This window comes from Massilia sp. CFBP9026, from assembly GCF_034045165.1.
GTDB classification, from domain to species: domain Bacteria; phylum Pseudomonadota; class Gammaproteobacteria; order Burkholderiales; family Burkholderiaceae_D; genus Telluria; species Telluria arenae.
In genome coordinates, this window is record NZ_JAXCWH010000005.1 from 56,156 (window position 1) to 67,448 (window position 11,293).

The 11,293-nt window shown below is 65.1% G+C and carries 13 protein-coding genes; 1 reads left to right on the plus strand and 12 read right to left on the minus strand.

Going from position 1 to position 11,293, the window contains the following annotated elements; all coding sequences use genetic code 11:
* Positions 1–2: 2 nt before the first annotated feature.
* From SOM28_RS13525 to SOM28_RS13575, 11 genes are all read right to left on the minus strand, one after another.
* Positions 3–239: a BolA family protein gene (locus SOM28_RS13525; protein WP_109345839.1), complete on the minus strand. Its 237-nt coding sequence runs from the start codon at positions 237–239 to the stop codon at positions 3–5.
* Positions 240–265: 26 nt separating this feature from the next.
* Positions 266–1,027 (minus strand): ABC transporter permease, encoded by a 762-nt coding sequence (locus tag SOM28_RS13530; protein WP_320468429.1) that lies wholly within the window; start codon positions 1,025–1,027, stop codon positions 266–268.
* Positions 1,027–1,938 carry an ABC transporter ATP-binding protein gene (locus tag SOM28_RS13535; RefSeq protein WP_320468430.1) on the minus strand — a complete coding sequence of 304 codons (912 nt, stop codon included), beginning with the start codon at positions 1,936–1,938 and terminating at the stop codon, positions 1,027–1,029. The genes SOM28_RS13530 and SOM28_RS13535 overlap by 1 nt, the downstream gene beginning before the upstream one ends.
* 194 nt (positions 1,939–2,132) lie before the next feature.
* The gene (locus SOM28_RS13540; protein WP_123070211.1) at positions 2,133–2,408 is read right to left on the minus strand and encodes an STAS domain-containing protein; all 276 of its coding nucleotides are present in this window, start codon (positions 2,406–2,408) and stop codon (positions 2,133–2,135) included.
* Positions 2,409–2,417: 9 nt separating this feature from the next.
* Positions 2,418–3,065, minus strand: a complete 648-nt coding sequence (locus tag SOM28_RS13545) for an MlaC/ttg2D family ABC transporter substrate-binding protein (protein ID WP_123070210.1) — start codon at positions 3,063–3,065, stop codon at positions 2,418–2,420.
* A 54-nt stretch (positions 3,066–3,119) separates the two neighbouring features.
* Positions 3,120–3,842: an MlaA family lipoprotein gene (locus tag SOM28_RS13550; RefSeq protein ID WP_123070209.1), complete on the minus strand. Its 723-nt coding sequence runs from the start codon at positions 3,840–3,842 to the stop codon at positions 3,120–3,122.
* Complete coding sequence (gene mlaD, locus SOM28_RS13555; RefSeq protein ID WP_123070208.1) at positions 3,839–4,312, minus strand: outer membrane lipid asymmetry maintenance protein MlaD; 474 nt, start codon at positions 4,310–4,312, stop codon at positions 3,839–3,841. Before mlaD ends, SOM28_RS13550 begins: the two co-directional genes overlap by 4 nt.
* Positions 4,313–4,353: 41 nt before the next feature.
* Complete coding sequence (mlaE, locus tag SOM28_RS13560) at positions 4,354–5,136, minus strand: lipid asymmetry maintenance ABC transporter permease subunit MlaE (RefSeq protein ID WP_123070207.1); 783 nt, start codon at positions 5,134–5,136, stop codon at positions 4,354–4,356.
* Positions 5,133–5,936, minus strand: coding sequence for an ABC transporter ATP-binding protein (locus SOM28_RS13565; protein WP_147933575.1), 804 nt, complete (start codon positions 5,934–5,936; stop codon positions 5,133–5,135). Before SOM28_RS13565 ends, mlaE begins: the two co-directional genes overlap by 4 nt.
* 371 nt (positions 5,937–6,307) lie before the next feature.
* Entirely contained in the window at positions 6,308–6,925 is a 618-nt protein-coding gene (locus SOM28_RS13570) for an FMN-dependent NADH-azoreductase (protein ID WP_320468431.1), read from the minus strand.
* Between the two features lie 40 nt (positions 6,926–6,965).
* The gene (locus SOM28_RS13575; protein WP_320468432.1) at positions 6,966–8,174 is read right to left on the minus strand and encodes an NAD(P)/FAD-dependent oxidoreductase; all 1,209 of its coding nucleotides are present in this window, start codon (positions 8,172–8,174) and stop codon (positions 6,966–6,968) included.
* A 100-nt stretch (positions 8,175–8,274) separates the two neighbouring features.
* Here SOM28_RS13575 and pdxR point away from each other — a divergent pair, with 100 nt between their 5' ends.
* The gene (gene pdxR / locus SOM28_RS13580) at positions 8,275–9,780 is read left to right on the plus strand and encodes a MocR-like pyridoxine biosynthesis transcription factor PdxR (protein WP_320468433.1); all 1,506 of its coding nucleotides are present in this window, start codon (positions 8,275–8,277) and stop codon (positions 9,778–9,780) included.
* 15 nt (positions 9,781–9,795) lie between these two features.
* On the opposite strand, the gene SOM28_RS13585 is transcribed toward pdxR, so the two are convergent.
* Positions 9,796–11,259 (minus strand): glutamate synthase subunit beta, encoded by a 1,464-nt coding sequence (locus SOM28_RS13585; protein ID WP_320468434.1) that lies wholly within the window; start codon positions 11,257–11,259, stop codon positions 9,796–9,798.
* Positions 11,260–11,293: the final 34 nt, after the last annotated feature.

Below are 11,293 nucleotides of genomic sequence, written 5' to 3' on the forward strand. Positions count from 1 at the left end.
GCTTATCCTTTGAATTCTTCAGGGGTCAGGGTTTTCATCGACAGCGCGTGGATTTCCTCGCGCATGCGGTCGCCCAGCGCCGCGTACACGATCTGGTGACGCTGGATGGGACGCTTGCCGGCAAAGGCAGGCGATACGATCACGGCCTCGAAGTGATGGCCATCGCCCTTCACGTCGAGGTGGGTGCATTCGAGGCCGGCGCTGATATAGCCGTGGATCAGTTCGGGTGTGGTCGCCACGTTAACTCCAGTTAAACTTTGTACTATTAATGGCGCAGATTGTAGCCGCGCTTGAGCAGATTGATCGCCACGCCCGTCAGCACCGCGAAAAACACGGTCACGACGGCCAGGCTGATCCAGGGCGAAACGTCGGACTGGCCGAAGAACCCATAGCGGAACCCGTCAATCATATAAAAGAACGGGTTGAAATGCGAGACAGCCAGCCAGAAAGGCGGCAGTTTTTGGACGGAATAGAACACACCGGCCAGGAAGGTCGCCGGCATGATCAAGAAATTCTGGAAAGCCGCCAACTGGTCGAACTTCTCGGCCCAGATGCCGGCGATCGTGCCCATGGTGCCGAGGATGGCCGCGCCCAGCAGGGCGAACACGACGATCCAAGCCGGCGCCACGAACTCCAGATGGGCGAACCAGGCGGTGACGATGAACACGCCGGCGCCGACCACGAGCCCGCGCAGCACCGAAGCCAGCACGTAGGCGGACAGGATCTCGGCGTGCGACAGCGGCGGCAGCAGGATGAAGACCAGGTTGCCGCTGATCTTGGACTGGATCAGCGACGAGGACGAGTTGGCGAAGGCGTTCTGCAGCACGCTCATCATCACTAGGCCGGGAATCAGGAACGAGGTGTAGGCGACGCCGTCGAGCATCTCGACCCGGCCGTCGAGCACGTGGCCGAAGATCAGCAGGTAGAGCATGGCGGTGACCACCGGGGCAGCCACGGTCTGGGTCGCGACCTTCCAGAAGCGCAGCGACTCCTTGTAGAACAGGGTACGGAAACCGATCGAAAACATTACTTACCTTCCTCCATGATCTGGATGAAGATGTCCTCGAGATCGGCCTGCTCCAGCTGCATCTCGTCGATGACGGCGCCGTTCTCGCGCAGGCGCGCCAGGATCGGCTCGACCTCGCTGTAGTCGTTCACACGCAGCGTGTACTTGTTGCCGTTCGTATGCTCATCGTGCGATACCAGGTGGCGCAGGCCTTCGGGCAGATCGCCCGATTTCAGGTGCACCACCAGCTGCGAGCCCGACACGCGGCGCAGCAGCGCGCTCATGGTGTCCAGCGCCACCACATTGCCGCGCCGGAGCATGGCCACGCGCTGGCACATGGCTTGCGCTTCCTCGAGGTAGTGCGTAGTGAGGACCACGGTGTGGCCGCCTTCGCGGTTCAGGCGCGCGATGAACTTCCACAGGGTCTGGCGCAGCTCGACGTCGACGCCGGCGGTCGGCTCGTCGAGCACGATCACGGGCGGACGGTGCACCAGGGCTTGCGCCACCAGCACGCGCCGCTTCATGCCGCCCGACAGCGCGCGCATGTTCACGTCGGCCTTGTCGGTCAGGTCCAGGTTGTGCATCACCTCGTCGATCCAGGCGTCGTTGTTGCGGATGCCGAAGTAGCCCGACTGCAGGCGCAAGGTTTCGCGCACCGTGAAGAAGGGATCGAACACCAGCTCCTGCGGCACCACGCCCAGGCGCTTGCGTGCTTCGCGGAAGTCGGTGACGACGTCGTGGCCGTGGATGCGCACGTGGCCGGCATCGGGCCGGATCAGGCCCGCGATGGTGGAAATCAGGGTGGTCTTGCCGGCGCCGTTCGGGCCCAGCAGGCCGAAGAATTCGCCTTCCTCGATGTCCAAGGAGACGCCCTTCAGGGCCTTGAAGCCTTTATAGCTCTTCTCGACGCTGTCAATCTGGATTGCTGTCATGCTTGTTGGATGGCGCGGCGCGCGCAAAATGGGATGGGACCCGAAGCACACCGTGGGAACCGTGCGGTGAAACGGTCCATTATAGGTGAAATCGCCACGTCAAGCGGCCAGAGGGGGGATTTGCGCGGGGTGCGCAGGGGGTAGGCAAAAAGGCAGGCAAAAAAACAATCGGCGGCCAGTGGCCGCCGATGTCGTCAGGCTTGCGGCAGCAGCGTGTCGACCCCGTACAGGGCCGCCAGCTTTTGCACATTGTCCGGCACGTTCACGAAGGTGAGCCGGTGGCCGGCATCCAGCGCGCGGCGCTGCCAGGCCAGCAGCAGGGCCACGCCGGACGAATCGGCCGCCTGCACGCCGCCGAGATCGAACACGGTCTCGCCGGCGCGGATCGCCGCCTCGCCCTGCTCCAGCGCCTGGTGGGCGGTCAGGAAGGTCAGGGCGTCGATCGACAGCATCGGGTTGGATTCAGCCATGTTGATGGATCACTTCGCCGGCGCGGCCAGCGGCTTGGAGGCCAGCTGGGCGTTGCGGTCGGCCAGACGCTTGATCAGGCCATCGACGCCGTTCTTGCTGATCTCGCTGTTGAAGGTGCTGGTATAGGTCTGGACCAGCCAGGCGCCCAGCACGTTCACGTCATAGATCTTCCAGCTGCCCTTTTCGTTGCTCAGGCGGTAGTTCAGGGTGATCGGCTCGCCGCGGGCGACGTTCACCTGCGAGCGCACTTCGACGTCGGTGTCGGTCGGCGCGCCGCGCATCGGCTTGAACTCGACGGTCTCGTTCTTGATGGTCGACAGCGCGCCGGCGTAGGTGTACACCAGCAGGTCACGGAACTCCTTGGTCAGCTTCTGCTTCTGTTCCGGGGTGGCCGTGCGCCAATGGCGGCCGGCCGCCTGCTGGGTCATCTTCTCGGCGTCGACGTAGGGCAGGATTTTTTCGTTGACCAGGCCCATGATCTTGCTGCGGTTGCCGGACTGGATGTCCTTGTCGGCCTTGACGCTGTCGATCACTTCATTGCTGATGCGCTTGACGAGCGCGTCCGGCGCCTCGGCGGCGGCCACCGGGGCGGCGACCAGGACGGTGGAGAAGGCCACGGTGGCGGCGGCGGCGACCAGGTGCATGAATGGCTTCATAGGTTTCCTTTCGGTTGGCGGCGGCGACAGCCGCACGCACGGTTGATCTTGTTGTTACTGCTCGTCGACGCTCTGGCGCGGCACGTCGCCGTCGTACACCTGGCTCTGGCGACGCTGCAGGTAACCGTCGCGCAGGAACTCGTAACGGTCGAGGGCGGCGTCTTCGAGCAGGCCGGACGCATCGAGCAGGCTGGCGCGGGTATCGATCACGCGGATGCCGGCGCCGATATTGCGCCAGTTGGCCGGCTCCTTGTACTTCCAGATGTCACCGCCGATATCGGCCGGCAACGCTGCGGTATCACGTACGGTAGATGGACCCAGCAGCGGCAAAATCAAGTAGGGGCCGCTTGGCACGCCCCATTTGCCCAGGGTCTGGCCGAAATCTTCGTCGCTTTTCTGCATGCCCGCTTCGGACGCGATGTCGAGCAGGCCGAAGATGCCGAAGGTCGAGTTCAGTGCGACGCGGCCGAAATCGGTGCCGGCCTGCTCGGCTTTACCCTGCAGCAGGTTGTTGACCGAGCTCCAGGCATCCGACAGGTTGCCGAAGAAATTGCCAACGCCGGTCTGGGCAAAGCCCGGCACGACGTTCTTGTAACCGGTGGCCACCGGTTTCAGGACGGTGCGGTCGACCGCATCGTTGAAGGTGAACATGGCGCGGTTATAGCCTTCCAGCGGATCCTGTGGATTATTCGCGGTGGAAGCACATCCGGTCAGGACCAGGATGGCGGCGGCGGCGGCGCCGAGGCGCAAGTGCGAGAGCGTGACGGCGTAGTTCATTCACTACCTTCCTTTCCTTCTGCAGCCTTGCTGTAGATAAATTGATTAATCAAGTCTTCCAGGACCGTCGCCGACTGGGTGCGATTGATGCGATCGCCCTCCGCCAGGTTTTGTTCATCGCCACCGGCTTCGATGCCGATGTATTGTTCACCCAACAAGCCAGCCGTCAAAATCTTCAGCGAGCTGTCTTTAGGGAATTTATATTCAGACTCCATATCGAGGCGCACCGATGCCTGGAAGCTCTTGTCGTCGAAGGTGATCTCACCCACGCGACCGACCACCACGCCGGCGCTCTTGACCGGCGCCTGCGGCTTGAGCCCGCCGATATTGTCGAAACGGCCCGTGACCGAATACGTCTGGCCGAACGACAGAGACCTCATGTTTCCTGCCTGGAAAGCCAGGAACAGCAGCGCGGCCAGGCCCAGCAGAACGAACAGGCCGACCCAGACGTCGATAGTTTTGCGATGCATTTTGAATACCCTACAGTAACCGTTTTAACCGTTTATTAAACTTATTTATTGAACATCAGGGCCGTCATGACGAAATTCAGCCCCCAGACCAGCAGCGATGCAATCACGACCGTGCGCGTCGTTGCGCGCGACACGTCTTCTGGCGTCGGCTGGGCCTGGTAGCCCTGGAACAGGGCGGTAAAGGTCACTGCGATGCCAAATATAAAGCTTTTGATGACGCCGTTCAGTACGTCAGCTCGCACATCGACGCCGGCCTGCATCTGCGCCCAGAACGAACCCTCATCCACGCCGATCAGTTTCACGCCGACGATGTAGCCACCGAGCACGCCCACCGCCGAAAACACGGTGGCCAGCACCGGCATGGCGATCACGCCAGCCCAGAAGCGCGGCGCCAGCACGCGCTGCACCGGGTTAATGGCCATCATTTCCATGGCCGACAGCTGTTCACCGGCCTTCATCAGGCCGATCTGGGCGGTCAGCGAGGTGCCGGCGCGGCCGGCGAACAGCAGCGCGGTCACGACCGGGCCCAGTTCGCGCACCAGCGCCAGCGCCACCACCTGGCCCAGCATCTGCTCGGCGCCATACTGGTTCAGCGTGTAATAACCCTGCAGGCCCAGCACCATGCCGACGAACAGGCCGGACACGGCGATGATCACGAGCGAATAGTTGCCAATAAAATGGATCTGCTCAGAAATCAATCCGGGGCGGCGGAAAGCGCCCGGCGATACCTTCAAGACACTAAAGAAAGAGCGCACGGCAAAGCCAAGGCCGGCGAAGCCTTCGCGCACGGTGCAGCCGACCAGGCCGAGGACGCGGGCGATCATTTGCGCGCTCCCAGGCCCAGGTCGTCGGCCAGCGACTTGCCGGGATAGTGGAAGGGCACCGGACCATCCGGGGCGGCATTGACGAATTGTTTCACGTAGGGGTCTTCCGAAACGCGCAGGTCGTCCGGCGTGCCCTCGGCCACGATCTTGCCGGCGGACATGAAGTACACGTAGTCGGCGATCGCGAAGCACTCGTGCACGTCGTGCGAGACGAGGATCGAGGTCGAGCCCAGCGCGTCGTTGAGGTTGCGGATCAGGTTGGCGGTCACGCCCATCGAGATCGGATCGAGGCCGGCGAACGGCTCGTCGTACATGATCAGTTCAGGGTCCAGGGCCACGGCGCGCGCCACGGCCACGCGGCGCGCCATGCCGCCCGAGATCTCGGCCGGTTTCAGGCGGTGCGCATTGCGCAGGCCGACGGCGTTGAGCTTCATCAGGACCAGGTCGCGGATGAGTTCCTCGGGCAGGTCGGTGTGCTCGCGCAGCGGGAAGGCGACATTGTCGAATACCGACAGGTCGGTAAACAGCGCGCCAAACTGGAACAGCATGCCCATGCGGCGGCGCAGGCGGTACAGGCCCTCGGTATCGAGCTGGTGCACGACTTCACCGCCGATGCGCACTTCGCCGCGCTGGGGACGGATCTGCCCGCCAATCAGGCGCAGCACCGTGGTCTTGCCGCAACCCGACCCGCCCATGACGGCAATAAGCTTGCCACGTGGGAAGTCCATACGGAGATTCGACAGGATGGAACGCTCACCGTAAGCAAAATGCAGATCGCGGATTTCGACTAGGTTCGACACAGCATAATTAGTGTTTGGGGAATCCGGTATTGTAGTGCAGAAAGCTATTTACCTGCTTGGGGGACCCGATTTTACCCCCAGGCGGCGACGTACTATTACAACACTAATAACTAATGAGTCAGCTAATTCAGCTCATAAGCCATTGTTTTTGTTGATATATGTATGTTTCACAATATTGGTATTATTGAATTGTATCAATAAGCTGCATCCAAAAAAGGCCCGAAGGAGCCGGTTTAAGCTCCCCCTAATTACTGGCCTGGTAAGCCACGCTTTTTGCGCCGCACCATAATCTGGGGCCGATGTGACGAAATAGCAAGTGACAGAATATGCAATACTCTGTCGCTATTTTGTCAACGCAATCTACATCCCGGTCAGCCGCCGAAATGGCGTTCCACCTGGCTCCAGGCGCGCGCGCGTCCCTCGGCCGCCCGCTCCGCGCCCAGCGCCAGCCCTTCGGCCGAAAACACCGTCACGTCCTTCAGGCCGATCATCGCCAGGATGGCGCGCAGATAGGGTTCGAGGAAGTCCGGCTGGCGCGCCCGCTCGCCGGTGCGGATGCCCCCGCTGGCCAGCGCCAGGTAGACCGGGCGGTCGGGCAGGTTGCCCACCTTCCCTTCGGGCGTCGGACGCATGGTGCGGTTGATGCGCACCACGTGGTCGATCCACGATTTCAGGGTCGAGGGTACGGTGAGGTTGTGCATCGGGGTGCCGATCACCACGATGTCGGCGCGCACCAGTTCCTCGATCAGGCCGTCGGAGCGCAGTTGCGCGCCGTCGACGCCCGGCTCGTTGGCGGCGCTGGAAAGGGCCAGCGCATAGCCGGCGTCGATGTGGGGCAGCGCCGGTTCCTCGTCCACGCCGGCCAGTTCGCGCAGCGTGACCGTGGCGCCGGGATGGCGCGCCAGCAGGCGTTCGACGACGTGGTTGGACAGTTCGCGACTGGCGGCTTGCGGGCCGCGCGGGCTGGCGCTGATGTGCAGGATGTTCATGGGGTCTCTCGGGGTCAGGTTGAAGAGCATCCGCTCATCTTCAGGGAACGATCACGTGGTCGGGACGCGCCAGGGCAAAGGCGGCGTCGCGGTCCGGGGCCGGCGGATAGATCCACTCGGTGTTGATGGCGCGCTTGAGCGCCTTGCCTTCCTCGCGGGTCAGCTTCACCTGGCGATCCCAGCCCTCCGTATACAAGGCGCCCCACGGGCCCAGATCCAGGCAGGTCACGTATTTCGGCTGGCTGTAGGCGTGCAACGGCAATCCCACCAGTTCGGCCACCGCGTTGTAGCCGGCTACCCGGCCCAGGCTGAGCGCGTGCTGGCACGACATCGCGGCCACATTGCCTTCGTCGTCGGTGGCGGCGCGCGCCACGTCGCCGGTGACGTAGACGCCGTCCGCGCCCGGCGCCCGCAGGTAGGGATCGGCGTGCACGCGGCCGAAACGGTCGACCTCTCCGCCCAGCTGCTCGGCCAGCGGGTTGGCGCGCATGCCGGCGGTCCAGATCACGGTGGCGGCGGGGAAGCTGCGGCCGTCCGAGGTGACCACGCCGCCGGCGCCGATCGCGGCCACGCCGGCCGAGGTGATGGCCTCGACGCCGACTTCGCGCAGCGCCTCTTCGATCACCGGACGCGGGCCGGCGCCCAGTTCCGGGCCGACCACCGGCGCGTGTTCCAGCATCAGCACCCGCACCCTGGCGTCCTGGCCCAGGATGGCGCGCAGACGCTCCGGCATCTCGGTGGCGGTCTCGAGGCCGGTGAAGCCGGCGCCGACCACCACCACCGTGTCGCGCGCCTCGCTTTGCGGCCTCGCGGCCAAGCCTTGCAGGTGACGCTCCAGCCTTTCGGCCTGTTGCAGCTGGTCGACGTTGAAGCCATACTCGGCCAGGCCCGGCACGTTCGGCGTGACCACCTGGCTGCCGGTGGCCAGCACGAAGCGGTCGTAGGGCAAGGTGGTGTGGCTACCGTCGTTGAGCATCACCGCGACCTGGCGCGCCTGGGCATCGACTTTCTCGATGCGGCCGGCCACGTGGCGCACACCGACGGCGGTGAACAGCGGGCCCAGTTCGGGCGCCATATTGTCCAGCGAGGCCTCGTACAGGCGCGGACGGATGTGCAGCTCGGCGACTGGCGACACCACGGTGATGGCCAGCTCGTCCGACTTGCCGGCCACGTGGGCTGCGCGCGCGGCGGCGATGGCGGCCCACAGGCCGGCGAAGCCGTTGCCGGCGATGATGACGTTCTGGATCATGGTGGTCTCCTTGGGGGTGGGTTGTCGATGCAAGGATTCTGGGGGTAGACTGGACTGATGTATTGAGCCAGTCCTCTCACAAACGATTGATCCACTTCCCATGACAGAGGCACCCACCACACGATCGAGCCGCCGCGCGCTAGCGCTCGGCGCACCGGCGCCCGGCGAAACGCTGCAGCGCTGGCTGTACCGCAGCCTGCGCCAGGCGATTCTCGATGGCCGTCTCGGGGAAGGCGCCCTGCTGCCCGGCACGCGCGCACTGGCGCAGCAATACGCGATGGCGCGCGGCACCGTGCAGCTAGCCTATGACCAGCTGCTGTCCGAGGGCTATCTGCAGGCGCTGCGCGGCAGCGGCACCCGGGTCAGCCGGGTGCTGCCGGACGCCAGCCTGCAGGCCGGGCCGGCCCCGGTGCGCGTGCTGGAAGAACCATCCCGCTTGCAGCCCGGCGGCCCCTGGCTGCGCAACGTCGGCGACCAGTCCCCCGCCTTCCCGCTGCGTCCCGGCAGCGGCCTGCCTCCCGCCTTCCATCCACACCGCTGCGATGTGCGCGGCTTTCCCATCGACCTGTGGCGGCGCCTGCACGGACGCCACCTGCGCGCGTCGAAACTGGCGATCCTGTCCGAGAACGAAGCCGCCGGCCTGGCGCCGCTGCGCGCCGCGATCGCGCGCCACCTGGACCTGGCGCGCGGGGTGGCGGTCTCGCCCGACCAGATCGTGATCCTGGGCAGCGTGCAGCAGGCGCTCGACATCTGCCTGCGGCTGCTGGTGGCGCCGGGAGAGGCGGTGTGGATGGAAGATCCCGGCTATCCCGGCGCGCGCCAGGCCATGCACGCGCACGGCGCGCGGGTAGTCGACGTCGCACTCGACGAGGACGGCATGCGGGTGCACGAGGCATTGGCGGCGGCGCCCGATGCGCGCCTGGCCTATGTGACGCCGGCGCGCCAGGCACCGCTGGGCATGGCGCTGTCGCCCGAACGCCGGCTGGCGCTATTGCACTGGGCGCGCGAGCGCGGCGCCATCGTGTTCGAGGACGACTACGACAGCGAATACCGCTTCGCCGCCAAGCCGGTGCCGGCGCTGCGCAGCATGGAAGGGGCCGAGTCGCACGTGGTCCTGGCCGGCACCTTCAGCAAGCTGCTGTTCCCGGCGATCCGGCTGGCCTTCGTGGCCCTGCCCTGGCAGCTGGTCGACCCGTTTACCCGCGCCGCCTCGCTGGCCGCGCGCAATGCCAACGCCCTGTCGCAGGCGGTGCTGGCCGATTTCATCGACGATGGCCACTTCGACCGCCACGTGCGGCGCATGCGGCGCGTGTACGCCGGCCGCGCCGCGGCCTTCGAAGCAGCGGCGCACGCGCATTGGCAGGGATTGATCGCGGTGCCGCCGGTCACGGCGGGGCTGGACGTGGTGACGCGGCTGCTGGCGCATGAAGAACGTGACGCCTGGCAGCGCCTGACCGCGGCCGGCCTGACGGCGTTTCCACTGGAGCGCTATTGCGCGCAGGCGCGGCTGGCGCCGTCGCTGGTGATGGGCTTCGCCGCCTTCGACGAGGCGCAGATCGATGCGGGAGCGAAGGCGGTGGCGGCCGCCTTGCGCGGCCGCCACTGAGGTCTCATTGCGTGATTAGCGCGGCAGGCTCGAGACGCCCATCAGGAACTCGTCAACCGAACGCGCGCACTGGCGGCCTTCGCGGATCGCCCACACCACCAGCGACTGACCGCGGCGCATGTCGCCGGCCGCGAACAGCTTCGGGTTCGAGGTCTCGTAGGCGTTGTCGCCTTCGGTGGCGGCGCGCACATTGCCGCGCGGGTCCTTCTGCACGCCGAAGGCGTCCAGCACCTGCTGCACCGGCGAGACGAAGCCCATCGCCAGGAACACCAGGTCGGCCTTGAGTTCGAATTCGCTGTCCGGAACTTCCGCCATCTTGCCGTCCTTCCATTCGACGCGGCAGGCGATCAGTTTCTCGACCTTGCCGCCCTTGCCTTCCAGGCGCTTGGTCGCCACCGCCCAGTCACGCTCGCAGCCTTCCTCGTGCGAGGACGAGGTGCGCAGGCGGGTCGGCCAGTAAGGCCAGACCAGCGGCTTGTTTTCCTGTTCCGGCGGTTGCGGCATCAGTTCGAACTGGGTGACGGAAAGCGCGCCGTGGCGGTTCGAGGTCCCGACGCAGTCCGAGCCCGTATCGCCGCCGCCGATCACCACCACGTGCTTGCCGGTGGCCTTGATCTGGTCTTTTACCTTGTCGCCGGCGTTGACCCGGTTCTGCTGTGGCAGGAAGTCCATCGCGTAGTGCACGCCTTTCAGCTGGCGGCCCGGCACCGGCAGGTCGCGCGGCTGCTCGGCGCCGCCGGCCAGGATCACGGCGTCGAAGTCTTTTTCCAGGTCTTCCGGGAAGATGGTCTCGCGCGCCATATTGCTGACCGTGGCCGGGAAGTCCTTGCCGATCAGGACACCCGTGCGGAAGGTCACGCCTTCGGCCTGCATCTGTTCCACCCTGCGGTCGATCAGGTCCTTCTCCATCTTGAAGTCGGGGATCCCGTAGCGCAGCAGGCCGCCGATGCGGTCGCTCTTCTCGAACACCGTCACGTCGTGGCCGGCGCGCGCCAGCTGCTGGGCCGCGGCCAGGCCGGCAGGACCGGAGCCGACGATGGCGACCTTCTTGCCAGTCTTGACGCTCGGCGGCTGCGGCACCACCCAGCCATGTTCCCAGCCGGTGTCGATGATCTTGCGCTCGATCGACTTGATGCCGACCGGGTCGTTGTTGATGCCCAGGGTACAGGCCGATTCGCACGGCGCCGGGCAGATGCGGCCGGTGAACTCGGGGAAGTTATTGGTGGAGTGGAGATTGTCCAGCGCATGGCGGTAGTTGCCATGGAAGACCAGGTCGTTCCAGTCCGGGATCATATTGTTGACCGGGCAGCCCGTGTTGCAGAAGGGGATGCCGCAATCCATGCAGCGCGCGCCCTGTACCTTGGCCTGGCCATCGGTCAGGGTGACGACGAATTCCTTGTAGTTCTTGAGACGGACGGGCGGGTCGAGGTATTCCTCTTCCTGCCGTGCGAATTCCATGAAGCCGGTGATTTTGCCCACGTTTATTCCTTAATCTGTTCGCTGCGGTGATCGA

What these genes read in the sequence shown, in the direction of transcription:
- pdxR (WP_320468433.1), top strand. Translation starts at nt 8,275, where the DNA reads ATGACAGAGGCACCCACCACACGATCGAGCCGCCGCGCGCTAGCGCTC.
- SOM28_RS13530 (WP_320468429.1), bottom strand. Translation starts at nt 1,027, where the DNA reads ATGTTTTCGATCGGTTTCCGTACCCTGTTCTACAAGGAGTCGCTGCGC.
- mlaE (WP_123070207.1), bottom strand. Translation starts at nt 5,136, where the DNA reads ATGATCGCCCGCGTCCTCGGCCTGGTCGGCTGCACCGTGCGCGAAGGC.
- SOM28_RS13540 (WP_123070211.1), bottom strand. Translation starts at nt 2,408, where the DNA reads ATGGCTGAATCCAACCCGATGCTGTCGATCGACGCCCTGACCTTCCTG.
- SOM28_RS13575 (WP_320468432.1), bottom strand. Translation starts at nt 8,174, where the DNA reads ATGATCCAGAACGTCATCATCGCCGGCAACGGCTTCGCCGGCCTGTGG.
- SOM28_RS13535 (WP_320468430.1), bottom strand. Translation starts at nt 1,938, where the DNA reads ATGACAGCAATCCAGATTGACAGCGTCGAGAAGAGCTATAAAGGCTTC.
- SOM28_RS13570 (WP_320468431.1), bottom strand. Translation starts at nt 6,925, where the DNA reads ATGAACATCCTGCACATCAGCGCCAGCCCGCGCGGCCCGCAAGCCGCC.
- SOM28_RS13545 (WP_123070210.1), bottom strand. Translation starts at nt 3,065, where the DNA reads ATGAAGCCATTCATGCACCTGGTCGCCGCCGCCGCCACCGTGGCCTTC.
- SOM28_RS13550 (WP_123070209.1), bottom strand. Translation starts at nt 3,842, where the DNA reads ATGAACTACGCCGTCACGCTCTCGCACTTGCGCCTCGGCGCCGCCGCC.
- mlaD (WP_123070208.1), bottom strand. Translation starts at nt 4,312, where the DNA reads ATGCATCGCAAAACTATCGACGTCTGGGTCGGCCTGTTCGTTCTGCTG.